Raw genomic sequence first — 23,536 nt, forward strand, 5'->3', positions numbered from 1 at the left:
GAGCCGTGCGGATCCCCGCTGAACGGTGGCGGGCATCCGTCGCGAGGAGGATGCGCCGATGGAGAGCCCGCCTCTAGCGTCGGTGACGGCCCGTTGGGGCGGGCCGCCTTCGGGGGAAGGCACAGGGGAAACCGGGGGCTCGCGGCACACGCCGCGGGCCCCCTGCCTGTTCGTGCGTGCCGGTGCCTGTTCGTGCATGCCGAGCCGTTCGCGCGTAGGACACCTCCGCGCGCCCGGCTCCTGGCTGCGCGGTCCGGCGTCAGCGCCGCTTCGAGCGTGGCCGGGCCGCGGCCGAGGGCCGCTGCGGGCTGATGCGCGGTGCGCCCTCGCCGGCAGCGCCCTGGGGGAGGGAGGACGCGGGCGGGATCGGCCTGCGCGTCACCGGTCGCACCGGCTCGCCGCGCCGGGTCTGCCCGGGGATCGGCCGCGAGCGTCGTCCGTAGATGAGCTCGGAGGAGTCGAGCAGCCAGGGCACCAGGGCCACCGTCACGCCGTGCACCAGCAGCAGCTTCTGGCGGATCCGGCGCGACTTGTGGTTGTGCAGGAACGCCTCCCACCAGTGCCCCACGATGTACTGCGGCATGTAGACCGTGGTGATCTCGGAGCCGTGCTCGAGCCGGTGCGCCTTGATGTACTTGATCAGCGGGTACGAGATGTCGCGGTACGGCGAGGCCACGCAGCGCAGCGGCACCTGGATGTCCATCTGCGCCCAGTCGGCCTTGAGCTGCTCGGTCTGGGCGTCGTCGACGGAGGAGTGCACCGCCTCCAGGGTCTCGTGCCGCGCGGCGATGGCGTAGTCGAGAGCCTTCAGGGTGGGCTTGTTCATCCGGCCCACGAGCACGATCGCGTGGTCGCGGTTCGCGCCGAAGGTCGTGGTCGGATCGACCTCGATCTCCTTCTCGACGTCGCGGTAGTAGCGGTACACGCCGGCCATCAGGATGCCCAGGATCGGCATGATCAGATAGACGAGCCAGGCGCCGTGGGTGAACTTCGTGATCGTCACGACCACCAGGACCGCGAAGGTCATCGTCGCGCCGAAGAGATTGATGCCCAGGCTCGTGTACACGGTGCGCGAGCCCTCGCCCGAGCGGATCATCCGGAGCCAGTGCCTCACCATGCCCGACTGTCCGAGCGTGAACGACACGAAGACGCCGATGATGTACAGCTGCACGAGGCTGGTCAGCGACGCCTGGTAGACGAGCAGGATGATCGCGGCGACGAGCGCGAGGACGATCACTCCGTTGGAGTAGATCAGGCGGTCGCCGCGGGTGTTCAGCGACTTGGGCGCGTAGCCGTCGCGCGCCAGCACCGAGCCGAGCAGCGGGAATCCGTTGAACGCGGTGTTCGCGGCAAGGAGCAGGACGGCGGCCGTCGCGGCCTGGATGACGAAGAAGAGGACCGTGTTGTTGCCGAAGGTGGCCGCGGCGATCTGGGCGATGACGGAGCGCTGCGGCGTCGTCGCGCAGTCGGCGAACCCGATGAGATGGCACGCGTTCTCGGCGTAGTGCACGTTCGAGACCAGGGCGAGCGCGGTGACGCCGACGAAAAGGGTGATCGCGATCGAGCCCATCGCGACGAGGGTGAGCTGCGCGTTCCTGATCTTCGGGGCGCGGAACGCGGGCACCCCGTTCGAGATCGCCTCGACGCCGGTCAGCGCGGCGCAGCCGCTGGCGAAGGAGCGCAGCAGCAGGAGCACGACCGCGGCCTGCGTGAGCTGCTCGCCCTGCACGGCGTACCCCGCCGACTCCGCGACCGGCGCATCGCCGAGCAGGGTGCGACCGAGCCCCACCACGACCATCACGAAGACGCTGCCGACGAAGAGGTAGGTCGGCACGGCGAAGGCCTTGCTCGACTCCGCCACGCCGCGCAGGTTGACGGCGGCCAGCAGCACGACGAACAGGAGCGCGAGCTCGACCCGCAGCGGCGCCAGCGCAGGGATCGCCGAGATGATGTTGTCGACTCCGGAGGCGACCGAGACGGCGACCGTGAGTACGTAGTCGACCAGCAGCGCGGAGGCGACCGTGAGGCCGGCCGTCTCGCCGAGGTTGGTGCGCGCGACCTCGTAGTCGCCGCCTCCCGAGGGGTACGCCCGGATCAGCTGGCGGTAGCTGAGCACCACGACGACCAGGACGACGACGACGCAGGCCGCGACCCACGGCGCGAAAGTGAGGAACGAGAGGCCGCCCAGCAGGAGCAGCATCAGCAGCTCCTGGGGCGCGTAGGCGACGGAGGAGAGCGGGTCGCTCGCGAAGATGGGGAGCGCCAGGCGCTTCTTCAGCAGCTGTCCCTCGAGCTTGTCGCTGGGGAGCGGCTCGCCGATGAAGAAGTGCTTCGCGGTGCGGAGCTCGGTCGCGTCGCTCGGCGGTTCGGCCGGATCGGACGGGGGACCCTCGTGTGTCACGAGCGACGACACTACTCCGTGCGGGGGGCAGGTCAAGACGGCCGGGCGCGGTCCGAGCGGCGGCTGGTCTCCCGCTGTGACCGGGAGTTTCGCGAGGTCGCGTCGCGGCTGCTCCGGGGGCCGTGCGCCGAGGGGCCCTCGAGTCGCGTCAGCCGGCGGGCCGGGTCGCGGCTCCGATCAGGCGGGTGAGGTTCTCGCGCAGGGCCGTCAGCTCGTCCAGCGGCAGGTCGAGGCGCTCGACGATCTGCGGCGGCACACGCAGGGCCTGCTGGCGCAGCGCGGCTCCGGAGGCGGTGAGGGCGACGTCGAGGCGGCGCTCGTCGTCGGCGCTGCGCGCTCGGGTGACGTGGCCGCTCGCCTCCAGCCGCTTCACCAGCGGGCTGAGGGTGGCGGGCTCGAGGCGCAGGGCGGAGCCGAGGTCGGCGAGCGAGCGCGGGCTGCGCTCCCAGAGCGCCAGCATCACGAGGTACTGCGGGTGGGTGAGGCCGAGCGGCTCGAGCACCGGGCGGTAGAGGCCGATCACGGTGCGAGCCGCGACCGCGAGGGAGAAGCAGACCTGGTTCTGCAGGGCGAGGGGGTCGGGTTCCACGGCGCCATCCTCTCATCGTGCCCTGATGCTTAGTACACTAACGATATGACGCGGAAGAAGCCCGGTTCCCTCTACCAGCGCTTCAACGCGCGCCTGTTCCCCTGGATCGGCCCGCCTCCACTCGGCCCTTACGACCAGCCCGCGCAGGAGGCGCCGGCCGGGCAGGCCTGCCCCCTCTGCGGCCGGGCGATGTCCGAGCACGTGATCGACCGCTCCGGCCCGCGCACCCAGCTGTACTGCCCGAGCGAGGGTCCCTGAGTCGCACGTCCCCGTTTGGGGGCCACGGCATTCCGAGGCGGGGGCGGATGATGAGGCCATGTCCCGCCTGAACCCCCACTCCAGCCGCATCGTCCAGTACTCCCGCTTCGGCGGGGCGGACGTCCTCGAGATCGTCGAGGTCGAGCGCCCCCGGCCCGGCCGAGGGGAGGTCCTCGTCGAGGTGCTCGCCGCGGGGGTGAACCACATGGAGGCGTTCATCCGGCAGGGGCAGTTCGACTCCGACCACTCCGCAGCCTTCCCGATGCGCCAGGGCACCGACTTCTCGGGCGTCGTCGTCGGCCTCGGCGAGGGAGTCGACGACCTCCGCCTGCGCACCGACGTCGTCGGCCACGCACTGGTCGGCTCGCACGCCAGCCACGTCGTGGTGCCGCGCGAGAACCTGGTGGCCAAGCCCGCCTCCGTGAGCTGGGAGGTCGGCGGTGCTCTGTTCCTGGCGGGCGTGACCGCCTGGCGCGCGCTCGAGGCGACCCACGTCGGAGCCGGCGACACGGTCGTCGTCTCGGCTGCGGCCGGAGGCGTGGGCAGTCTCGAGATCCAGCTCGCCACACTGCGCGGCGCAACCGTGATCGGCACCTGCGGCGAGCGCAACTTCGACTACCTCCGCCAGATCGGCGTGAAGCCGATCGTCTACGGAGACGGGATCGCCGAGCGCATCCGCGCCGCGGCGCCCGGTGGAGCAACCGTGTTCCTCGACAACTTCGGCGGCACGAACCCCGAGCTGGCCGCCGAGCTCGACATCGTAGACGGCCGATTCCACTCCAGCGACGACCGCAAGGAGATCGAGCTGCGCGCCGTCTGGCCCGACGCCGAGACCGCGCGGCGCGACACCGAGATCCTCGGCGAGCTGGTCGGACTCGTGGGCGAGCAGAAGCTGCGGGTGCTGGTCTCGGGCTTCTACCCGTTCGACCAGGTGCAGGACGCTTTCAACGACCTCGAGAAGCGCCACTCCCGCGGCAAGATCGTGCTCGGGATGAACCCCGTCGACCCGGCCCGCGTGACGAAGGCCCGCGACATCCACGAGGCCGGACGGTAGGCGGAGCGGAATCCGGTGCTCCGCGAGGAGGGCGGGCTCCCGGGCGCCGGCTGATGCGGGCCTCGCAGGGTGGCGCCGACGCCGCACGCGGCCAGAATGGTGCGCGGGGTGCGCTGCGCCCGGGAGGAGGGGCGCGATGGAGGAACCCGTCGTCGCGATCGTGTGGATCGTGTCGTTCGTCGTGGTCACCGTGCTGGTGACGGGAGTGTCGGGCCGCGTCGACTGGTCGGCGCCCGTGGCGCTCGTGGCCGTCGGTGCGCTCGCCTCCTTCGTGCCGGGCATCCCGGAGGTGGTGGTCGAGCCGGACGTGGTGCTGTTCGGGATCCTGCCGCCGCTGCTCTACGCGGCGGCCATCCGCACCTCGGTGCTCGATGTCCGCGCCCGTGGCGACAGCATCCTGCTGCTCTCGGTGGGCCTGGTGGTCTTCACGGTGCTCATCGTCGGAGCGGTCGCCTGGATGGTGGTTCCGGCGATCACGATCGCCGCGGCACTCGCCTTCGGGGCGATCGTCGCGCCGACGGACGCCGTGGCGGTGACGGCGATCGCGGGACGCCTCCGCTTGCCGCGCCGCATGCTGACGGTGCTCGAGGGCGAGAGTCTGCTCAACGATGCGACGGCGCTGGTGGCGCTGAACGCCGCCCTCCTGGCCCTCGTGAGCACGGTGACGCCGGGTCGGATCGCGCTCGACTTCGTGCTCGCCGTGGCGGTGGGCGGTGGAGTCGGCATCGCGGTGGCCGTGCTCCTCGGCGTCGTCCGCAAGCAGGTGTCCTCACCGGTGCTCGACACGAGTCTGTCGCTGGTGACTCCCTACGTCGCCTTCATCCCGGCGCAGCTGCTGCACGGCTCGGGAGTGCTCGCCGTGGTGGTCGCCGGGCTCTACCTGGGCTTCCGTGCGCCGGTGATCCAGTCGGCGCAGGCGCGCATCGCGGAGTCGCTGAACTGGCGCACGATCCAGTTCCTGCTCGAGAACGCGGTGTTCCTCTTCATCGGGCTGAGCCTCTCGTCGGTGGTCGAGGCGACGGCCGACTCGGGGATCGGGGTCTGGCAGACGGTCGGGATCGGTGCCGCCGTGCTCGCCGCGCTGATCGGGAGCCGGGTGGTCTGGATGTGCCTGACCACGCTGCTCTTCCGTCACGGCCCACGGAGGCTGCAGCAGCGGGGCTGGACCTGGCCGACCGCGATCGGTGTCTCCTTCGCAGGCATCCGCGGGGTGGTCACTCTGGCGGCGGCCTTCCTCCTGCCCGAGGAGACGCCGCAGCGCGCGTTCCTCCAGTTCCTCGCCTTCGTGGTGGTGGCGGGCACTCTGATCGAGGGTCTCGCCCTGCCCCGGCTGATCCGCGCGTTGAAGCTCCCGTCGCCGAACGAGGCGCAGGAGCACGTCGAGAAGCAGATGCTGCTCGCCGAGGCCCAGGAGGCCGGGCTGGCGCGGCTCGACCAGGAACCGCAGCAGGGGGTCGAGGAGCGGGTGCTGGAGCGGCTGCGCCGGAACGCGACGTTCCTCGCGGATGCTCTCGCCCATCCTCCGGCGGAGGAGGGCGCGGAGCCGCTTCCCCAGGCCTACAACCGGCTGCGGCGCGTGATGATCGCGGCCGAGCGGGAGGCGGTGCTGCGCGCTCGCGCCGAGGGCCGGTACCAGGAGCCCGCGGTGATGAGTGCTCTCGCGTTCCTCGACGTCGAGGAGGAAGCGCTCGCGGTCGGTCGCCGGTAGGGGCGGGGCTGTGGGTGCTCCGCCGGGAGCGATGGCGTGCGCTCCCGGCGGAGGCCGGATCAGCCCAGGGTCGAGCGGACCGCTGTTCGAGCCTGCTCGAGCGCGGAGCGCAGTGCGTCGACGCTCGCGGACGTCACGGAGCCCTTCGTCGACGCCGTGCGCAGCTCGGCCCGCAGCTCGTCACGGAACTCCGTGAGCAGCACCTCGGCGTCCCGCAGTGCGAGCCGGGAGGCGGTGCGCGCGTCGGTCGGTGCGGGGGCGTTCTCGGTCGCCGCGTCGGGCGTGCGCTGCCCGGGTGCGGCGGTGTCCTGCGCGCGCGGTTCGTCGGCCGAGTGCTCCGGTCGGGGGGTGGAGGCCGAGCCGCGGGGGTCTCGGGCGGCGCTCGCGAGGTCGGCGCGGAGGCTCTTCATCGCCTCCGCGACACCCAGGCGGACCTCGTCGGCGAGGCGGCGCACCGAGTCGGTGAGCTCCTCCTCGATGTCGCCCAGGTCGGTGGCGCGGTTCTCGAGTTCGGCGCGGCCCTGGTCGGTGATGGAGTAGACGGTCTTGCGGCCGTCGGCCTCCTTCGTGACGAGACCCTCCTCCTCGAGCTTGGCGAGACGCGGGTACACGGTGCCGGCGCTGGGCGCGTACGTGCCGCCGAAGCGTTCGCTCAGCGCCTGGATCAGCTCGTAGCCGTGGCGGGGGGATTCGGCGAGGAGGCTGAGCAGGTAGAGGCGCAGGCGTCCGTGCGCGAAGACGGGGCTCACAGTGCACCTCCGTCGGTCGGGCGCTGCTCGTCGGAGGGGGCGGAGTCGGGTGATCCCCAGCCCTCGTTCACGGAGGCGGTCGCCGGAGCGGCCGGGCGGCGGACGACGGTGACGTCGCCCGAGACGGAGTTCGCGGTGATGTCGACCCACTTCGAGTCGAGGGAGCCGGTGGTCGAGGTGAAGCCGCGCCCGAAGGTGCCCTTCACGATCGAGCCGTCGAGCTGGAGGGTGCCAGAGACCGTGTTGATCCGGTAGCGGGCGCCGAGGCCCTCGTCGATGCGGACCGTGAGGTCGCCCCCGACCGTGTTGGCCCGGACCTCGTCGGGGGCGCCGTCGGCGTCGACGAAGACGTTGCCCGACACTCCGTCGACGGAGAAGCGGGTCAGCGCTCCGGCCGCGGTGACGTCTCCGGACACGGTGCGGGCCGCGACCCGGCCGGTGTGGCTGCGGACCGAGAGCTCGCCGTGGACAGTGTTCACGTCGATATCGCCGTGCAGGCCGTCGACGACGATGTCGCCGCCGACCGTCGAGATGCGGGCGTCGCTGTGGAGCCCGGAGACGAGGCCGTCGGCCGAGATGGTGTCGAACTTCAGCGCGACCCCTCGGGGGACGAGGAGGCTGATGTCGGCGCGGTCCCCGCGGCGGCCGAGTCCCTTCACGACGTCGACGATGGTGTCCCAGCGGAGCTGGATGTGGTCGATCTCGAGACGGTCGCCGTCCATCGAGACCTTGAGCGGCCGCCCGCCGACGCTGTGCACCTCGACGCGGGCCGTGGGTTCGTCGTGGGCGATGACGTCGATCTGCCCGCCGACCAGCGCGATCGTGATCGAGCGGACGATGTCGAGGTCGATGACCTTCGTCTCACCTGCCTGCACGAGCCATTTCTCGAGTGACATGAATTCCTCCTTCTGCACCCGGAGGGGGCGCACCGTCGCGACGCGATATAACGCGAGTTGATGAGAGACACGATATATCTCGATCTCCATGGAGGCCAGCTCGGTGCGGGCGGTTCCCAGGATCGGCCGGGAGGCCTGAGCGCCGGCGCGTCTTTCTGAGGCCCTGTGTGTCGTCCGGTACGCGCGTTGCGCAGGAATCGGATCCGCAGGACCCCTTGACAGCGAGCCGTACCGCGGGAGGACTTCTGATGCAAGAGGCGAAATCCCAGCTGTCTGCACGGCATGCTCGGATGCGGTGCGCTTCCTGCGCTCGGGATCGCGTTCCACCGCACTCTCCGCTCCGACAGACCAGGTGATCCATGGCCACGCAGACCGTTCTCGACGCCGTGCGCGCCGCTCCCACGCTGCTGGAGGCGATCCGGGCCGCGGACGAGCTCACCGTAGCGGCCGTCAGCGACGGCGGCGGCCGGGCCGTGCGACTGCTGACCCGCGCGGCGATCGACCCCTCGGACCAGTTGACCGCGATCGCAGCGGTGCACTCGCTCGCGCAGGTGTTCGACGAGGAGGCGGACCTCGCACTGCTGATGCTGCTCGAGGATGAGCGGCCGTACCTGCGCGAGCATGCCGCGTGGGCGTTCGGCGGCCGTCTTCCGCGGTCTGCGGCGCTGGAGCCGCTGCTGCGCCTGGTCCGCGAGGGCGGATTCTCTGCGATGCTCGCGCAGCGCACGCTTCTGCTCTGGGCGTCGTCGACGCCCGAGCTCCTCGCCGTCGCGCTCGAGGGCGCGTTGATCGGCGAGGTCGACCCCGAGGCGCGCGGCCGCTACGTCGAGACCCTCGGCCTCGTGCCGGGGCCGATCGCCGAGCGCACGCTCCTCCGGATCGCCGCTGACCGCAGTGAGGGTGTGCCGGCGCGGGCCGCGGCGACCGATGCTCTGGGCGAGCGGGGATCCGACGACGCCGAGCTGCTGCTCAGCCGCCTCGCCGAGGAGGAGGCGCCGATCGGCCCGATCGCCCGCCTCGCACTCACCGACCTCGCTCCTGCTCCTGCCGTGGCCGCCGGCTCGACGATCGCGCAGCTCTTCGTCCACGCGGACATCGACGGCACGCTCACCCGGGTGGGCGCTGGCGACAACGGCGGCATCGCCACCCTGCTCGTCCGCCTCGGCGACTCGCTCGTCGAGCAGGCCGGGATCGAGCGCGTGCTCACGCTCTCGCGCGGCACTCCCGCTGAGGCCGAGCGGGCGCTGGGCGAGCTCGCCTCCTCGGGGCATGCCTTCGCTCCGGTGCCCTTCGTCGGGCCGGCAGTCTCTATGCCTCAGGCCTGGAGCCGCCGGGTCTCGGCCGAGCGCGGGATCCGCCGCATCCTGCGCGCGGCCGGTCGCGTCGACGTGCTGCATCTGCGGATGGCCGACGTCGGCTCCCTCGCGGCCGCCGCGGTCGCGCGCGAGCTCGAGATCCCCGTCGTGTTCACCCTCGCCCCCGACCCGCACGCGCTGATCGCCGGGCTGGACGCCTCCGGAGCGCTCACCCGTGCCGACTTCGGGGATCGCGACGCGAGCGAGCACTTCTGGTTCCGCGTGCGGCTCGTGCAGCGCCTGGCGGCGGACGCGGCGCACACAGTGCTCTTCCCCCGCGAGCAGCTCGCCGAGACGGCGCGGCACCTGCTCGGCGTGGACATCACCGCGCACCCCGAGCGGCACACCATCGTCCCCGAGGGAATCGACGTGGGCCTGGTCGAGCGGGGCGAGGAGGCTGCGCGCGCCTCGGCCGCGGGCGAGCCGGTCGCGGTCGACGAGGGCGGCGATCTCGCGGCCCTCGACCGGGTGCTCGCGGAACTCCCCGAGGAGCGGCGCGGACTTCCGCTGCTGCTCAGCGTCGGCCGGCTGCACCGGGTCAAGGGCATGGCGGCGCTCGCGGAGGCGTGGGCGGCGGATCCGGCTCTGCACGCGCGGGCGAACCTCCTCCTCGTCGGTGGCGACCTCGCGGACCCGAGCCCCGACGAGCGCGAGCAGCTCGACCGGGTCGCCGCCGTCGCGGGCGACGGGCTCCTCCTGGCCGGCCACCGCCCCAACGGAACGGTGGCTCGTTGGCTCGGTGCGGTCCGGCACGGCCGGCCCGGGCTCGCCGCCGCGGGCGGAGCGTACGTCTGCGCGAGCGTCAAGGAGGAATTCGGCATCGCGCTTCTGGAGGCGCTCTCGGCCGGACTCGTCGTCGTCGCTCCGGCGACCGGTGGCCCGGCGACCTACGTCGAGCAGGGCGAAACCGGATTCCTCGTGGACACCGCGGATCGCACCGCGCTCGCCGCCGCTTCTGCCGATGCGCTCGACCTCGCGGGCGGACCCCTCCGTGAGCGTGCCGCCGCGCAGGGGCGCGCGATGGTGGCCGAGCGGTACACCGTGCAGGCGATGGCACGAGCCCTCGCGGGCGTCTACGCGCATGCGACGGCGGACCAGGAGCGCCCCCTCCGCTCGGGCCTGGTCCTGGGGGCCTCATGACCCTGTTGATCGTCAGTCCGGACTACGCCTCGCACCTGCTCCCTCTGGCGACACTCGGCACCGCTTGGCAGCAGGCAGGAGAGCGCGTCGTCGTCGCGACGGGGGAGGCCACACGCTCGATCGTGGACGGCTTCGGCTTCGAGCACATCGCACTCCGCCTCGGCCGCGGCTCGAACCCCGGCACGATCCGCGCCGAGGAGCAGGCACCCGACGAGGGCGCCTCGCTCCGCGGCTTTTTCGATGCCACTCGCCGCGGCATGGTGCCGACCCTGACCTACCAGGCGCGCGAACGGATGACGGACCTGCTCTGGGACCCGGCCGGAGTCTCGGTGCGGCTGCGGGAGATCCTCGACGAGGTGCAGCCGGACGCGATCGTGGTCGACCACCTCGCCTTCACGGCGCGCGTCGCGCTGCGGGCACTCCGTGTGCCCTACGGGGACGTCGTGCTCGGCCATCCGAGCGCCCTCACCACCCCTGGCGAGGTCTACGGGTTCCCGCCCGTCTGGCCCGACGCCTTCGCGCCCGAGCCCGACGATCTCGACGCGCTGCGGGCCCTCTGCGAGGACGTGCGCGACTCCTTCACCGCCGAGTGGAACAGCGCCCTCGCCGCGCTCGACCCTGCCGCCGCGCACAGCGCTGACGCCTTCGCCGAGAGCGGCGACGTGCTGCTGCTCAACTATCCCGGGGAGCTGCACGACCCCGCTCGGACGGCGCAGCTGCCTCCGCACGCGTTCCTCGGCTCCGCGGTGCGCGAGGAGCCGCTCGATGCCGAGGTGGAGGAGTGGCTCGCGTCCTCGGACGGACCGCTCGTCTACGTGAGCTTCGGCAGCTTCCTCTCGGTGCGCGACGACGTGCTCGCCCGGGTCGTCGCGGCGCTCGCGGACGTCGAGCTCGACGGCCGGCCCGTGCGGGTCGCCCTCGCCTCGGGAGCGACGGAGCACTCGGCACTCGGCGACGTCCCGGCGGGCTGGCTCGTGCGCGGGTTCCTGCCGCAGGTGACGCTGCTCCGCCGCGCCGACCTCGCCATCAGCCACGGCGGCAACAACAGCGTCACGGAGGCGATGACCGCCGGCGTGCCACTCGTCGTGCTGCCGTTCTCGACCGACCAGTTCGCCGGTGCCGCAGCCCTCGAGGACGCCGGGCTCGCCGCCGTGCTCGACCCGAACGCCATGACCGGCGAGGAGCTCGCCGGTGCGGCGCAGCGGATGCTCACGCTCGCTGGAGAGCCGCGCGAGAGGCTGGTGGCGCTCGCCGGGAGCCTGACTCGCGAGCCCGGGCCGCAGCGGGCCCGCGCCGCCCTCAGCGGAGCCGCGGTGCACCGCTAGCCTGGGCCGATGGACAGGTCGTGCTGGAGCGATGCCCGGCCCACGGGTCGGCAGCACCAGGAGATCGCCGACGCGGGACTGTTCGAGCTGCCGCAGAGCGAGAGCCTGCTCTTCTCGCTCGATGTGCGCGCACTCGCCGATTTCCTGCTGCGCCTCGCGACGACGGGGCGGATCGAGGCTCTGCGCCTCCCCGAGGACGTCGACCTCACGAGCGCGGGCGACCGCGCGAACGTCCGGCGGTGATGACGCGGTGGCGGATGCGACGGAGGACGAGCGCTGGCTCGTCGTCGGGGGCCGGCGCTGGCGGCGCACCGACCCTTCGCTGCCGCCCGAGCTGGTGGCTGCGCTGACCTCGCAGCTCGGTCGAGGCCGCTCCGGTGTCCGTGCCGCGCGGCTGCACTCCGACGCCGACGCGGAAGCTCTCGCCCGCAGGCGCGTGGGGCTGGCCAAGCGCGGGCTCGGCGAGCGCGGACCCGTGTGGTGGGACGAGCCCGAGTCGGTCCGGCTCGACCGGGCCAGGGAGGCGCTGTTGGCGCTCGAGGAGCTCGACGCTCCAGGGATCTGATTCGACTGCTGCATGGCACGAGCCTGGTCACCGGGCGGGCTTCGCGGGCGGGAGACGGGCGAATCGGTGGACGGCCGGACGATCATCGGCCTGGGGAGGAGACTTCGAGCACCCGCCCGCCCGCTCAGGAATCGACGGCGCGGTTTCCCTGCCCGATCCCCTCGAGGAGAGTGTTCAGCACCAGAGTCGCGAGGGCGACGTGGTCGGTGGTACTCGAGCGATCGGTCGTGGCGATCGCCTCTTTCAGCAGCGCGTAGTAGACCCGGCGTGCCCACTCCAGATCGGCTTCGGGAGCGAGGAGACCGGCCTGCCCGGCTCGCGTGAGCAGCGCGAGGGTTCCGGCGTTGATCCCCGCCCAGATCTCCTTCGCCGCACTGGTGTCCGCCAGGGGATTGCCCAGCGTGTACCGCCACCGGCTCTTCACCTCGAGGACCGCGACCGTCACGCGGTGGAGCGCGACGTAGACGGGTGCGGCGTCGGGTCTCGCCGCCGCGATCGCATCCGCCAGGTCCTGCTTGGCCGAGATCGCGAGGGCGTCGATGATCGCCTGGCGGCTGGCGAACCGGCGATGCACCGTCGTCCGGGTGACGCCGGCGGCATCGGCGATCTGCTCCACCGTGGCGCTCTCGTTCTCGGCCAGCACCCGTTCGGCTGCCTCGAGGATCGCCCGGACGCTGCGTTCCGCGTCCGCTCGCAGTGTCTTCGCCATGACCGCCCTCCGAGATGCGCGGTGACAAACGTACCACCACTGCTCGATTTGAGCACCTCGATGAAAATTCAAAGTTGCGTTTAAAGGAAAAAACGCTACTGTCATGTAACAGTTACCGAATTCTGGCTGGCTCGCGACGAGTCGGCCCGACGCTGAAGGAGACAGTCATGTCGAAGGAACGAAGGATCGCACTGGTCACGGGAGCGTCGTCGGGCATCGGGAGATCGGTGGCCGAGGCTCTCGTCCACGCCGGGTTCACCGTCATCGGAACGAGTCGCGATGCGAGCCGAGCCAGGACCCTGTCCGGTGCGTCGTTCATCGACCTGGACGTGACGGACGACGACTCTGTCCGTCGTGCCGTCGCCGCGGTGACCCGGCAGCACGGCAGGATCGATCTGCTGGTGAACAACGCGGGGATCGGGTCAGCCGGCGCAGCCGAGGAGAGCTCAACGGCCCAGGCCCAGCAGGTGTTCGACATCAACGTGTTCGGCGTGATCCGGGTCACGAACGCTGTCCTTCCCGTCATGCGCGCACAGCAGAGCGGGCGGATCGTCAACCTGTCCTCGATCGTCGGCCTGATGCCGCAGCCCTACATGGCGATCTACTCCTCGACGAAGTTCGCCATCGAGGGGTACTCCGAGTCGCTCGATCACGAGCTGCGCGAGTACGGCGTCCGGGTTCTGCTGGTCGAGCCGGCCTGGACAAGCACCGCCTTCGAGGCGAACGCCCTGCCGGTCGACCGGCCGATTCCCGCTTACGAGGCGCGGCGTGCGGGATTCGCGCAGTACATGGCAGGCGCGGTCAGCGAGGGCGACGCCCCGGCCGCCGTCGCGCGCCAGGTGGTTGCTGCGGCGACCGATCGTCGACCCAGGCTCCGCTACCCGGTCGGACGCACAGCTGGAGTCGCCGTGATGCGACGACTCGCGCCGGCCGGAGTCTTCGATCGTCAGCTCCGACGAGCCAACAACCTCCCCGCTTGACCCGCTGCCCACCTCTGGAGAACCCCTTGACCCACTTCACCGTCCACTCCGTCTCGTCCCGCATCCGACGCGTCACGTTCTCGAACCCGCCGGTCAACCTCGTGGGCGCCGATGACGCCGTCGAGCTCTCGGCCGTGATCGATCGGCTCTCCGCCGATCCTGACGTTTCTGTCGTCGTGTTCGACAGTTCGACTCCGGGCTACTTCTATAACCACGCAGACCTCACGCAGCTGGATGCGCTCCTGGGCTTCGTCGCCGAGGACGGCACCCCCGGCTGGGTGGATCTCGCGAGGCGCATCGCCTCGGCTCCGTTCCTCACCATCGCCGAGATCCGCGGGCGGACCCGTGGCGGCGGCGACGAGCTCGCTCTCGCCTTCGATCTCCGCTACGCCAGCCGTCAGCACGCTGCCTTCGGCCAGCTCGAGGTCGGCACGGGGCTCGTGCCCGGCGGCGGGGGCACCGACCGCCTCAGCCGCTTGATCGGCCGTGATCGTGCCCTTGAGGCGATCATGAGCGGACAGGACTACGACGCCGATCGCGCCGAGCACTACGGCTGGGTCACGCGGGCCGTCGACGACGCCGAGCTGAGCGGTCTCGTGATGCGCACGGCGCAGCGGATCGCGTCCTTCGACAAGGAGGCGATCCTCGGCGCGAAGGCCCAGATCGACCGCGCGAGCCTGCCTCCTGAGGCGGATCTCGTGGCGTCCTGGGAGGAGTTCACCCGAACCGTGACTTGGCCCGGTTTTCACGCTCGGATCGCCGCCTTCGGCGCGCTGATCGCCGAGCGCGGCCTCGAGGAGGTCGAGGAGAACCTCGGCGCCTACCTTGCGCCAACTGCTCCCTGACCCCTTCCGACCCTGAGAGGTACGACCATGACCGTCACCGTCCTGATGGACATTCCCCTGCGTGCCGACACGGCGGACGTCGACGCAGCCTTTCTCCACGACCTCCCGGCGACCGCAGGTTTCCCCGGCAATGAGCTCACCGAGGTCCTCTCCGACGAGAGCCGACCCGGGACGCTCACGCTCCTCACGAGGTGGGCGTCCGGAGCTGCGTACGACGAGTACGTCGCCTGGAGGCGCACGCCTGAGGGCGCCACCCGACTCCCCGACATCGCGGCCGGCCCCCCGAGCGTCCGGCGGTTCTCCTCCCGCCTCTCGTTCGACGAGACGTGACGCCGCCGCGCGAGGGCCCTGCCTCCGAGATGCGAGGACCCTCATCCGTCGCAGGCGCCCGTCGGACGCCGGCCGGCTCCGCTCGTCGTACCGGGATCGTGCGCCGCCGCGACCCGGAGGCGCCGCACCGGACTGTCACGCCGCTGGAGCTGCTGTTCGACCTCGCCTTCGTGGTCGCCTTCGGCCAGGCTGCCGATCAGCTGTCCCATCACCTGATCGACAGTCGGGTCGAGACCGGGATCGTCGGCTTCGTCTACGCGATCTTCGCCATCGCCTCCGTCTGGGTCAGCTTCACCTGGTTCACGTCGGCCTTCGGCATGGACGACTGGCTCTACCGTGCCGCGACGATGGTGCAGATGATCGGCGTCGTCGTGCTCGCGCTCGGCCTCCCTGCCATGTTCGCCTCCCTCGACCAGGGCGGAGCCGTCGACGCCCGCGGCATGGTCGCCGGCTACGTGGTCATGCGGCTCGCGACGGTCGTGCAGTGGCTCCGGCTCGCCGTGCACGACCCGGCCGCGCGGCGATCCGCGCTCCTGCACGCCGCACTCGTCTCGGGTGTGCTCGCCGGGTGGTTCGTCCTGGTGCTCGTCGAGCCCACCGTCGGGGTGTTCTTCACCGTCGCCGCCTTGCTCTTCGCCGGCGAGATCAGCGGGACCCGCATCGTGGAGAAGCAGAACGGCCCCGTCCCATGGCACGCCGGTCATGTGGCAGAACGCTTCGGCCTGCTTGCGATCGTCGCGCTGGGTGAGGGTGTCTTCGGAACCGTCGCCTCCGTCTCGGCCATCGTGCAGGGCGCCGGATGGAGTCCGGAAGCGGTCACGATCGTGGTCGCGGGCATCGGCCTCACCTTCGGCCTGTGGTGGATGTACTTCCTGATCCCCGCCGCCGATGCGCTCCGGAGCGACCGACGCAAGGCCCAGCCTCTCATCTACCTGCACTTGATCCTCTACGCCGCGATCGTCGCGACCGGAGCGGGACTGCACGTCGCCGCCTACGCCGTCGAGGGCCGTGCTCCCTTCGGCACTCTAGGCACGGTCGTCGCTACCGCGGTGCCTGTGGCGGTGCTCTGCACAGCGGTGATGCTCACCTACAGCTACCTCCGAGGGACGTTCGATGTCCTCCATGGCTGGCTCTTCGCGGTGACTGCCGTCGTTCTCCTCCTCGCCGGGGCTCTCGCGGCAGGCGGTGCCCCGCTCGCGGTCTGCCTGCTCGTCGTCACGGCGGCCCCACTCGTCTCCGTCGTCGGCGACGAGGTCGCCCAGCGGGGCCGGCAGTGATGGCTCTCCGTGACGGGCCCAGGATCTCCGTTGCCGCGGGCGCGTGACGGGCTGGGTGGGACCGGATCCGGCTGCGGGGGAGCCGAGCCGGCGAAGTGCGCGCTCAGGGCGCGGACGCTCACCCGAGCAGCGACTCCGCCAGCGAGAGCGCCCCGCGCACGCCCGACTCGTCGCCCAGGGCCGGGCGCACGATGCGGATCCGGCCGCCTCCCGTGCCCGTCGCCCCGGGAGCGCCCATCAGGCGCTCCACCTCGGCCTCGACCGCGGGGAGCAGGCCCGGCGTCTTCGACACTCCACCGCCGAGCACCGCGAGCCGCACGCCGGCCACGTAGGCCAGCGTGGTCACCAGCTGCCCGAGGTAGAAGGAGCTGAAGCGGAGGTTCGTGGCCGCGTCCTCGGGTCCGAGGCTGGAGCCGTCGACTCCCCAGCGGGCCGAGATCGCCGGGCCTGCGACGAGGCCCTCGAGGCAGTCGCCGTGGAACGGGCAGGTGCCCGCGAAACGGTCCTCCGGGTGCCTGCGGGGCAGCAGGTGCGCGACCTCGGGCCAGCCGCTGCCGGCGAGGAGGCGTCCGCCGGCGATGACGCCCCCGCCGACTCCGGTGCCCACCGTGAGGTAGACGAAGTCACTCTCGCCTACGCCGGCACCCCAGCGGGCCTCGCCGAGCGCGGCGCCGTTGACGTCGGTCACCAGGGACATCCGCGCCCCGGGAGCCGCGTCTCCGAGCGGTCCGAGCACGTCGGTGCCCTCCCAGCCGAGCTTCGGCGTCGACGTCAGACGGCCGTAGCCGGGGGAGGCGGGGTCGATGTCCAGCGGCCCGAAGGAGGCGACTCCGACGGCCGCGACGGTGCCCTCGGCGCCGTGGCCGGCGACGAAGCCGGCCAGGTCGGCGAGGGTCTCCGCGGGTCCCCGCGTCGGCAGGGTCGTCGTCGCGAGGATCCGCTCGGGCTCGTCGCGGGCCGCCACGGCGGCGACGACCTTGGTCCCGCCGGTCTCGATCCCGATGAGCAGGGGGCGGTCGGTGATGGCGCTCATGGTTCTCCCGGTCGACGTCGTGGCTCTGCATCCTCACACGGTTCGCGCCCCGCACGCGGGACTGCTCCGGCGGGGCGCACGACGCTTTCTGCGGAACCAGCGGCTCTCGCGCAGGGATCCTGCGCCTCGCAGCGAGAATCGCACGAAGCCCGCGTGCGAGACTGGGCGGGAGCGTGCTCCACCCCGCCGTCTCTGCGCGGGGCACGGAGCCACTGGACCCGGTCCGCTCATCCGCATCCTTTCGCAGGAGGACTCGAATGACCGATACCGCCGTGCTCGCCGAGGCACCGATCCGCACCCCCGTCGCGAAGTCGATCCTGATGTGCCGTCCCGAGCACTTCACTGTCGTCTACCGCATCAACCCCTGGATGGACCCGCAGGTCCCCACCGACACCTCTCTCGCCGTCCGCCAGTGGCAGGACCTCTACGACACCTACGCCGGCCTCGGCTTCGAGATCGAGCTGATCGAGCCGCAGGCGGGGCTGCCGGACATGGTCTACGCGGCTAACGGCGGCACGGTGATCGACGGGATCGCCTACGGCGCCTCCTTCACCTACCCGCAGCGCCGGCCCGAGGGCCCGGCCTACATGGACTGGTTCCGGTCGGCCGGATTCGACGTCCGTGTGCCCGAGGAGGTCAACGAGGGCGAGGGCGACTTCCTCCTCGTCGGCGAGCGGATCCTCGCCGGCACCGGCTTCCGCTCCGCGTCCGACTCGCACGCCGAGGTCGCCCGGGTCTTCGGTCGCGAGGTCGTCACGCTCGAGCTGGTGAACCCGTCGTTCTACCACCTCGACACTGCCATCGCCGTGCTCGGCGACTCCGACATCGCCTACCTCCCCAGCGCGTTCAGCGAGGAGGGCAACCGCATCCTCCGCGAGCTCTACCCGGACGCCATCCTCGTCTCGGAGGAGGACGCGTCCGTGCTGGGCCTCAACTCCTTCTCGGACGGACGCAACGTCGTCATCGCCTCCCGAGCGACGGGTTTCGAGCGGCAGCTGCGCGAGCGCGGCTACAACCCGATCGGCGTCGATCTGTCCGAGCTGCTGCTCGGCGGCGGCGGCGTGAAGTGCTGCACGCTCGAGCTGCGCCGCTGACCCACTGCGCGGCGCTGCCCGTGCGAAGCACTGCCGCTGCGCAGGGCTGACCCACCCTCCACTGTCCTGGACAGTCGACCGTCACCCCAGGAGGAACGACATGAGCATCACCGAGACCACCCGCGAGACCACCGCGTCCGATGCCCTCATCGCCGCCGAGGAGGAGCACGCCGCCCACAACTACCACCCGCTGCCCGTCGTCGCGGCCAGCGGCGAGGGCGCCTGGATCACCGACGTCGAGGGCCGCCGCTACCTCGACTGCCTCGCCGCGTACTCCGCCGTGAACTTCGGCCACTCGCACCCGGCGCTGCTGGAGGCGGCGCAGGCGCAGCTCGGCCGCGTCACCCTCACCAGCCGAGCGTTCCACAACGACCGCCTCGGCCCGTTCGTCACGGCGCTCGCCGCGCTCGCTGGCAAGGACATGGTCCTGCCGATGAACACCGGCGCGGAGGCGGTGGAGTCGGGTATCAAGGTCGCTCGCGCGTGGGGGTACCGGGTCAAGGGCGTCGCGCCCGGGCGCGCGAACATCATCGTCGCGGCGGGCAATTTCCACGGCCGCACCACGACGATCATCTCGTTCAGCGATGACGCGGAGGCGCGCGAAGGCTTCGGTCCGTTCACCCCCGGCTTCCGCACGGTGCCGTTCGGCGACGCCTGCGCTCTCGAGGACGCGATCGACGACGACACGGTGGCCGTGCTGATCGAGCCGATCCAGGGCGAGGCGGGCATCGTCGTGCCGCCGGCCGACTACCTCCCGGCCGTGCGCGAGATCACCGCGCGCCGCACCGTCCTCTTCATCGCCGACGAGATCCAGTCCGGCCTCGGCCGCACCGGAGCGACCTTCGCGTGCGATCTGGTCGGAGTCGTCCCCGACGTCTACCTGCTCGGCAAGGCACTCGGCGGCGGCATCGTCCCGGTGTCGGCTGTCGTCGCGAACGCCGACGTGCTCGGCGTGCTGCAGCCCGGCCAGCACGGGTCGACCTTCGGAGGCAACCCGCTGGCCGCCGCCGTCGGCCTCGCGGTCGTCGAGATGCTCGCCACCGGCGACTACCAGGCCCTCGCCCGTGAGCGCGGGGCCCAGCTGCACGCCCGCCTCCAGGTGCTCGTGGGCCGCGGAGTCGTCGCCGTCCGCGGCGCCGGACTCTGGGCGGGCATCGACATCGACCCCGAACTCGCCTCGGGGCGCGCGGTCTGCGAGGCGCTGATGGCGCGCGGTGTGCTGGCGAAGGACACGCACGGCTCGACGATCCGCCTGGCGCCGCCCCTGGTCGTCACGGCGGACGAGATCGACGTCGCCGTCGACGCGCTCGAGGCGGTGCTCGCCTCACTCCGCTGATGTTTGCAGGGGTGGTGCGGTCGCAGCGGCGCTAGGGAGGGCTCCGCCCGGACTCCTCGGAGCTCATTGAGACAGCATGTCTCGAACACCGAGATGAGCCTGTGCCCTCTGCGATACTCGCGCGATGAGTACACGTCTCCCGCCGGAGAACACCCCGCACTCCTCCCCTTCCTCCTCCGACAAGCCACCCGCCGGCCAGGTCGCCTACGGCGGCGCGACGCTTCCCCAGGGTCCCCGTCCCTCCGCCACACCCGGCCTCGCCATCGCTGCGCTCGTCGTCGGCATCATCGCGTTCCTGGTCGGTCTCGTGCCGGTCTTCGGAGCGCTCGTGGGGATTGCGGCGATCGTCCTCGGCGTTCTCGCCCTCCATCGGCGCCAGTCGAAGGGGCTGTCGATCGCCGGCATCGCCCTCGGCGGGGTCGCCCTCCTCGTCTCCCTCGCGACGACCATCGGATTCGGTGCGGCGATCAACTCCGCTTCGGAGCAGCGTCCCGTGTCCGCAGTCGTCGAGTCCTCCGAGCCGACGACAGCGCCGGTCGCTCCCGCCACCGAGGAGGCGGAGATCGTCGAGACGGCCGAGCCGGCGCCTATTGGGACGGCCGAACCTGCGCCCGCCGCGACGGTCGAGCCCGCGCCCGTTGAGTCGGCCGCGCCTGAGCCCGAGCCTGCCGCCGCTGCGCAGGTCTCGCCCGAGTTCGCCTCGGCGCTGCTCAAGGCCCGCAGCTATTCCGAGATGCTGCACATGAGCAAGGCCGGTCTGTACGGCCAGCTCACGTCGGAGTACGGCGAGAAGTTCTCTCCGGAGGCCGCCCAGTACGCGGTCGACACGGTCGCTGCTGACTGGAACGCCAACGCTCTGGCGAAGGCGAAGGACTACCAGACTCAGATGGCGATGTCACCGGAGGCCATCCGCGACCAGCTCACGAGCGAGTACGGCGAGCAGTTCACGGCCGAGGAGGCCGACTTCGCCATCGCCCACCTGAACGACTGAGCTCCAGCGGGAGGGGCAGGGTGGGCGGGACGGTCGCAGCGCGTTCGCTACGTTCTGCACGGGACCGAACGCTCAGCGGGCGGCGCCGGCGGCGGCGGACTCGGGCAGGGTGCTCATCGGGAGGGTGTACTCGCCCTTCAGCGCCGAGATCCAGACCGTGGTGGGGGCGACGGCGGCGAAGTTCGAGTTCAGCAGTGCCATCAGTGCGGTGTGCAGGGAGCGGGCGTCGACCGAGCCGGCGTCGTTCGAGATCGCGATAGCGCCCGTCGCGTCCGAGATGACCTCGGCGCGGAGCCCGTGGGTCTCGGCCTCGGCGGCGGAGGCGAGGATGCAGTTGTTGGTCATGTAGCCGACGAGGGTGATCGTGTCGATGTCGTGCTGGCGCAGCCAGTCGAGCAGGTCGGTTCCGGCGAAGACCGTCCCGTACTGCTTCGTCACGGTCTTCCACGAGTCGGAGCGGCGCCGCTCGATCTCGGGGTGCAGAGCGAAGGCGGGGCCGATCGGGTCGAAGATCGGTGCTCCCTCTCCCGCGCTGTGCTGCACCACGGCGATCGGGAGGCCGGCGGCGGCGGCGGAGTCGAGGGCGGCGGCGATCTGCGGCAGCGACTGCACGTGCGGCGGGTACTGGATCTCGAGCGGGCCGCTGAAGTACTCCTGCTGGACATCGACGAGGATCAGGGCGCGGCGGGGTGATGACATGGTGGTGCTCCTGTCGGTGAGGGGTCGCGTCCGATCCTTCCGCGCGGCCCTGGGAGCGGCGGTCAGGCACGCGGAGGCGCCACCGGCGTCCCTTTCGCGCCCGATCGGCCGCGAATCCTCCTCCACAGGCGAATACCCGTGAGGAAAGCGTGAGGATCCGCTCATCCGGCCGCTCGGCGCCCCGGACGACGGGTAGAAACGTCCAGTGACTTCTTCCGTCCTCAGCGACGACCCCGACTCCGCCCCCGCCCCCTCCGCACGCGCGGGCGGCATGAGGGCCTGGCTGCTCGAGGGCCTCCGCGACGATTCCGGCGCCCATCCGGGGCCGCACGCCGAGACCGCCAAGACCCACTCGTGGTGGCGGGTCATGTGCCTCACCGGCGTCGACTACTTCTCGACCCTGGGCTACCAGCCGGCGATCGCGGCGCTCGCCGCGGGCCTCGTCTCTCCGCTCGCGACGATCGTGCTGGTCGTCCTGACACTGTTCGGCGCGCTCCCCGTCTACCGCCGCGTCGCCCGCGAGAGCTTCCGCGGCGAGGGCTCGATCGCGATGCTCGAGCGCTTGCTGCCCTGGTGGGGTGGCAAGCTCTTCGTGCTCGTGCTGCTGGGCTTCGCGGCCACCGACTTCATGATCACGATCACCCTCTCGGCGGCCGACGCGACGGCGCACGCGGTGGAGAACCCGTTCGCTCCGGCCTGGTTCCACGGTGCGGAGGTGCCGCTCACGCTGGGCCTGATCGCCCTGCTCGGCATCGTGTTCCTCCGCGGCTTCCGCGAGGCGATCTCGATCGCGGTCGTGCTCGTGGCCGTATTCCTCCTCCTCAACGCCGTCGTGATCAGCGTGGCGATCGGGCACGTCGCCGAGAACCCGGTCGTCATCGGCGACTGGTGGTCGGCGCTGACGACGCAGCACGGCAATCCGTTGGTCATGGTGGGCATCGCGCTGATCGTGTTCCCCAAGCTCGCGCTCGGCCTCTCGGGCTTCGAGACGGGCGTCGCGGTCATGCCGCAGATCCGCGGCGATGCGGGAGACACCGAGGAGGCGCCGGCCGGGAGGATCCGCGGCGCGAATCGACTGCTGCTGACCGCGGCCATCACCATGTCGGCCTTCCTCATCACCTCGAGCTTCGTCACGACACTGCTCATCCCGCAGGCGCAGTTCCAGCCCGGAGGCGAGGCCAACGGCCGCGCGCTGGCCTACCTCGCGCACGAGTACCTGGGCGAGGGCTTCGGCACGGTCTACGACATCGCGACCATCTGCATCCTCTGGTTCGCGGGCGCCTCCGCGCTGGCAGGCCTGCTCAACATCGTCCCCCGCTACCTGCCGCGCTACGGGATGGCTCCGCAGTGGGCCGCTGCAGTGCGTCCCCTCGTGCTCGTCTTCACCGCCGTGGCGTTCGTCATCACGATCCTGTTCCGCGCCGACGTCGACGCGCAGGGCGGGGCGTACGCGACCGGCGTGCTGGTGCTGATCACCTCCGCCTCCGTCGCCGTGTTCCTCTCGGCCAAGCGCAAGAGGCAGCGCAAGCGTGCGGTGGGCTTCGCGGTGATCGCCCTCGTCTTCGTCTACACGACGGTGGTCAATGTGGTCGAACGGCCCGACGGCGTGCGGATCGCGGCGATCTTCATCGTCGGCATCCTGGCGGTCTCGCTCGTCTCGCGCGTGCACCGCTCGTTCCAGCTGCGGGCCACGTCGGTCGCCTTCGACGCCGCCGCCCTCGACTTCGTCACGACAGACGCCGACGACTACGGGGTGATCCGCGTCCTCGCGAACGAGCCCGACGACGGCTCCGAGGCCGAGTACCGCGACAAGCTGGCCGAGGAGCAGCGCGACAGCAACCTCCCGATGCGCGGCCCCGTGCTCTTCCTCGAGGTGCACACCACCGACACCTCCGACTTCGAGGAGGACCTCCTCGTGGAGGGGCGTATCCACCACGGCTTCCGGGTGCTCACGGTGACCAGCGCGAACATCCCGAACACCATCGCGGCCGTGCTGCTCGAGATCCGAGACCGCACCGGCGTCATCCCCGACGTCTACTTCGAGTGGACGGAGGGTGGCCCGATCTCGAACATGTTCCGCTTCCTCATCACGGGCACCGGCGAGGTCGCCCCCGTCACCCGCGAGGTCCTGCGCCGCGCCGAGCCCCGTCGCGAGCGCCGCCCTGGCGTGCACGTGGGGTGACCGCTCCGGGCGCCGGCCCC

At 71.4% G+C, this 23,536-nt stretch carries 22 protein-coding genes; 15 read left to right on the plus strand and 7 right to left on the minus strand.

Annotated elements, in window-relative coordinates; translation table 11 throughout:
• Nucleotides 1-259: 259 nt before the first annotated feature.
• Together GSU10_RS01395 and GSU10_RS01400 are read right to left on the minus strand one after the other, a co-directional pair.
• On the minus strand, nucleotides 260-2,401 hold the full coding sequence (locus GSU10_RS01395) for an APC family permease (RefSeq protein WP_413784037.1): 2,142 nt from the start codon (nucleotides 2,399-2,401) through the stop codon (nucleotides 260-262).
• Between the two features lie 148 nt (nucleotides 2,402-2,549).
• Nucleotides 2,550-2,990 carry a MarR family winged helix-turn-helix transcriptional regulator gene (locus GSU10_RS01400; protein WP_068212324.1) on the minus strand — a complete coding sequence of 147 codons (441 nt, stop codon included), beginning with the start codon at nucleotides 2,988-2,990 and terminating at the stop codon, nucleotides 2,550-2,552.
• A 45-nt stretch (nucleotides 2,991-3,035) separates the two neighbouring features.
• Here GSU10_RS01400 and GSU10_RS01405 point away from each other — a divergent pair, with 45 nt between their 5' ends.
• The 3 genes from GSU10_RS01405 (at nucleotide 3,036) to GSU10_RS01415 (ending at nucleotide 6,010) form a co-directional block, all read left to right on the plus strand.
• On the plus strand, nucleotides 3,036-3,248 hold the full coding sequence (locus GSU10_RS01405) for a hypothetical protein (protein WP_068212325.1): 213 nt from the start codon (nucleotides 3,036-3,038) through the stop codon (nucleotides 3,246-3,248).
• Between the two features lie 58 nt (nucleotides 3,249-3,306).
• Entirely contained in the window at nucleotides 3,307-4,302 is a 996-nt protein-coding gene (locus GSU10_RS01410) for an NADP-dependent oxidoreductase (RefSeq protein WP_068212326.1), read from the plus strand.
• A gap of 136 nt (nucleotides 4,303-4,438) precedes the next feature.
• A complete protein-coding gene (locus GSU10_RS01415) occupies nucleotides 4,439-6,010 on the plus strand; it encodes a cation:proton antiporter (protein ID WP_068212327.1) in 1,572 nt (523 codons plus the stop codon).
• A 59-nt stretch (nucleotides 6,011-6,069) separates the two neighbouring features.
• Here the strand turns inward: GSU10_RS01415 and GSU10_RS01420 are convergent, their stop codons facing one another.
• Nucleotides 6,070-6,759 (minus strand): PadR family transcriptional regulator, encoded by a 690-nt coding sequence (locus tag GSU10_RS01420; RefSeq protein ID WP_068212330.1) that lies wholly within the window; start codon nucleotides 6,757-6,759, stop codon nucleotides 6,070-6,072.
• Complete coding sequence (locus GSU10_RS01425; protein ID WP_068212332.1) at nucleotides 6,756-7,655, minus strand: DUF4097 family beta strand repeat-containing protein; 900 nt, start codon at nucleotides 7,653-7,655, stop codon at nucleotides 6,756-6,758. The genes GSU10_RS01420 and GSU10_RS01425 overlap by 4 nt, the downstream gene beginning before the upstream one ends.
• A 359-nt stretch (nucleotides 7,656-8,014) precedes the next feature.
• Between GSU10_RS01425 and GSU10_RS01430 the strand changes: the two genes are divergently transcribed.
• From GSU10_RS01430 to GSU10_RS01445, 4 genes are read left to right on the plus strand one after another with little or no spacing between them, the layout of a single operon-like run.
• A complete protein-coding gene (locus tag GSU10_RS01430; RefSeq protein ID WP_132505432.1) occupies nucleotides 8,015-10,150 on the plus strand; it encodes a glycosyltransferase in 2,136 nt (711 codons plus the stop codon).
• Nucleotides 10,147-11,475 (plus strand): glycosyltransferase, encoded by a 1,329-nt coding sequence (locus tag GSU10_RS01435; RefSeq protein ID WP_132505429.1) that lies wholly within the window; start codon nucleotides 10,147-10,149, stop codon nucleotides 11,473-11,475. Before GSU10_RS01430 ends, GSU10_RS01435 begins: the two co-directional genes overlap by 4 nt.
• A 9-nt stretch (nucleotides 11,476-11,484) precedes the next feature.
• The gene (locus tag GSU10_RS01440) at nucleotides 11,485-11,718 is read left to right on the plus strand and encodes a hypothetical protein (RefSeq protein WP_068208614.1); all 234 of its coding nucleotides are present in this window, start codon (nucleotides 11,485-11,487) and stop codon (nucleotides 11,716-11,718) included.
• Between the two features lie 7 nt (nucleotides 11,719-11,725).
• A complete protein-coding gene (locus GSU10_RS01445; RefSeq protein ID WP_068208611.1) occupies nucleotides 11,726-12,040 on the plus strand; it encodes a biopolymer transporter Tol in 315 nt (104 codons plus the stop codon).
• A gap of 124 nt (nucleotides 12,041-12,164) precedes the next feature.
• Here the strand turns inward: GSU10_RS01445 and GSU10_RS01450 are convergent, their stop codons facing one another.
• Complete coding sequence (locus GSU10_RS01450) at nucleotides 12,165-12,749, minus strand: TetR/AcrR family transcriptional regulator (protein ID WP_068208607.1); 585 nt, start codon at nucleotides 12,747-12,749, stop codon at nucleotides 12,165-12,167.
• A gap of 167 nt (nucleotides 12,750-12,916) precedes the next feature.
• On the opposite strand from GSU10_RS01450, the gene GSU10_RS01455 reads away from it, so the two are divergent.
• The 4 genes from GSU10_RS01455 (at nucleotide 12,917) to GSU10_RS01470 (ending at nucleotide 16,181) form a co-directional block, all read left to right on the plus strand.
• On the plus strand, nucleotides 12,917-13,729 hold the full coding sequence (locus GSU10_RS01455; RefSeq protein WP_132505426.1) for an oxidoreductase: 813 nt from the start codon (nucleotides 12,917-12,919) through the stop codon (nucleotides 13,727-13,729).
• A gap of 26 nt (nucleotides 13,730-13,755) precedes the next feature.
• Nucleotides 13,756-14,574, plus strand: a complete 819-nt coding sequence (locus GSU10_RS01460) for an enoyl-CoA hydratase/isomerase family protein (RefSeq protein WP_068208606.1) — start codon at nucleotides 13,756-13,758, stop codon at nucleotides 14,572-14,574.
• Nucleotides 14,575-14,601: 27 nt separating this feature from the next.
• Nucleotides 14,602-14,904 (plus strand): putative quinol monooxygenase, encoded by a 303-nt coding sequence (locus GSU10_RS01465; RefSeq protein ID WP_068208602.1) that lies wholly within the window; start codon nucleotides 14,602-14,604, stop codon nucleotides 14,902-14,904.
• A 98-nt stretch (nucleotides 14,905-15,002) separates the two neighbouring features.
• Nucleotides 15,003-16,181, plus strand: a complete 1,179-nt coding sequence (locus tag GSU10_RS01470) for a low temperature requirement protein A (protein WP_068208628.1) — start codon at nucleotides 15,003-15,005, stop codon at nucleotides 16,179-16,181.
• A 118-nt stretch (nucleotides 16,182-16,299) separates the two neighbouring features.
• Here GSU10_RS01470 and GSU10_RS01475 read toward each other — a convergent pair whose 3' ends face one another.
• Entirely contained in the window at nucleotides 16,300-17,214 is a 915-nt protein-coding gene (locus GSU10_RS01475; protein ID WP_082844975.1) for an ROK family protein, read from the minus strand.
• Nucleotides 17,215-17,471: 257 nt separating this feature from the next.
• On the opposite strand from GSU10_RS01475, the gene ddaH reads away from it, so the two are divergent.
• The 3 genes from ddaH to GSU10_RS01490 all read left to right on the plus strand — a co-directional run bounded on the left by ddaH (nucleotide 17,472) and on the right by GSU10_RS01490 (nucleotide 20,635).
• Nucleotides 17,472-18,308: a dimethylargininase gene (gene ddaH / locus GSU10_RS01480; RefSeq protein ID WP_068208599.1), complete on the plus strand. Its 837-nt coding sequence runs from the start codon at nucleotides 17,472-17,474 to the stop codon at nucleotides 18,306-18,308.
• 100 nt (nucleotides 18,309-18,408) lie between these two features.
• On the plus strand, nucleotides 18,409-19,644 hold the full coding sequence (gene rocD, locus GSU10_RS01485; RefSeq protein WP_068208598.1) for an ornithine--oxo-acid transaminase: 1,236 nt from the start codon (nucleotides 18,409-18,411) through the stop codon (nucleotides 19,642-19,644).
• Nucleotides 19,645-19,768: 124 nt separating this feature from the next.
• Nucleotides 19,769-20,635 carry an Ltp family lipoprotein gene (locus GSU10_RS01490; RefSeq protein ID WP_082844974.1) on the plus strand — a complete coding sequence of 289 codons (867 nt, stop codon included), beginning with the start codon at nucleotides 19,769-19,771 and terminating at the stop codon, nucleotides 20,633-20,635.
• Between the two features lie 72 nt (nucleotides 20,636-20,707).
• Here GSU10_RS01490 and GSU10_RS01495 read toward each other — a convergent pair whose 3' ends face one another.
• The gene (locus tag GSU10_RS01495; RefSeq protein ID WP_068208595.1) at nucleotides 20,708-21,334 is read right to left on the minus strand and encodes an isochorismatase family protein; all 627 of its coding nucleotides are present in this window, start codon (nucleotides 21,332-21,334) and stop codon (nucleotides 20,708-20,710) included.
• Between the two features lie 271 nt (nucleotides 21,335-21,605).
• Between GSU10_RS01495 and GSU10_RS01500 the strand changes: the two genes are divergently transcribed.
• Nucleotides 21,606-23,516: an APC family permease gene (locus tag GSU10_RS01500; RefSeq protein ID WP_132505479.1), complete on the plus strand. Its 1,911-nt coding sequence runs from the start codon at nucleotides 21,606-21,608 to the stop codon at nucleotides 23,514-23,516.
• Nucleotides 23,517-23,536: the final 20 nt, after the last annotated feature.

Source organism: Rathayibacter tanaceti (assembly GCF_009834165.1).
Lineage (GTDB): Bacteria > Actinomycetota > Actinomycetes > Actinomycetales > Microbacteriaceae > Rathayibacter > Rathayibacter tanaceti.

Bases quoted from the DNA above. Each gene is read 5' to 3' on its own strand.
- GSU10_RS01405 (WP_068212325.1), top strand. From the start codon at position 3,036: ATGACGCGGAAGAAGCCCGGTTCCCTCTACCAGCGCTTCAACGCGCGC.
- GSU10_RS01435 (WP_132505429.1), top strand. From the start codon at position 10,147: ATGACCCTGTTGATCGTCAGTCCGGACTACGCCTCGCACCTGCTCCCT.
- GSU10_RS01415 (WP_068212327.1), top strand. From the start codon at position 4,439: ATGGAGGAACCCGTCGTCGCGATCGTGTGGATCGTGTCGTTCGTCGTG.
- rocD (WP_068208598.1), top strand. From the start codon at position 18,409: ATGAGCATCACCGAGACCACCCGCGAGACCACCGCGTCCGATGCCCTC.
- GSU10_RS01465 (WP_068208602.1), top strand. From the start codon at position 14,602: ATGACCGTCACCGTCCTGATGGACATTCCCCTGCGTGCCGACACGGCG.
- GSU10_RS01490 (WP_082844974.1), top strand. From the start codon at position 19,769: ATGAGTACACGTCTCCCGCCGGAGAACACCCCGCACTCCTCCCCTTCC.
- GSU10_RS01440 (WP_068208614.1), top strand. From the start codon at position 11,485: ATGGACAGGTCGTGCTGGAGCGATGCCCGGCCCACGGGTCGGCAGCAC.
- GSU10_RS01500 (WP_132505479.1), top strand. From the start codon at position 21,606: ATGAGGGCCTGGCTGCTCGAGGGCCTCCGCGACGATTCCGGCGCCCAT.
- GSU10_RS01495 (WP_068208595.1), bottom strand. From the start codon at position 21,334: ATGTCATCACCCCGCCGCGCCCTGATCCTCGTCGATGTCCAGCAGGAG.
- GSU10_RS01425 (WP_068212332.1), bottom strand. From the start codon at position 7,655: ATGTCACTCGAGAAATGGCTCGTGCAGGCAGGTGAGACGAAGGTCATC.
- GSU10_RS01410 (WP_068212326.1), top strand. From the start codon at position 3,307: ATGTCCCGCCTGAACCCCCACTCCAGCCGCATCGTCCAGTACTCCCGC.
- GSU10_RS01475 (WP_082844975.1), bottom strand. From the start codon at position 17,214: ATGAGCGCCATCACCGACCGCCCCCTGCTCATCGGGATCGAGACCGGC.
- GSU10_RS01455 (WP_132505426.1), top strand. From the start codon at position 12,917: ATGTCGAAGGAACGAAGGATCGCACTGGTCACGGGAGCGTCGTCGGGC.
- GSU10_RS01450 (WP_068208607.1), bottom strand. From the start codon at position 12,749: ATGGCGAAGACACTGCGAGCGGACGCGGAACGCAGCGTCCGGGCGATC.
- ddaH (WP_068208599.1), top strand. From the start codon at position 17,472: ATGACCGATACCGCCGTGCTCGCCGAGGCACCGATCCGCACCCCCGTC.
- GSU10_RS01430 (WP_132505432.1), top strand. From the start codon at position 8,015: ATGGCCACGCAGACCGTTCTCGACGCCGTGCGCGCCGCTCCCACGCTG.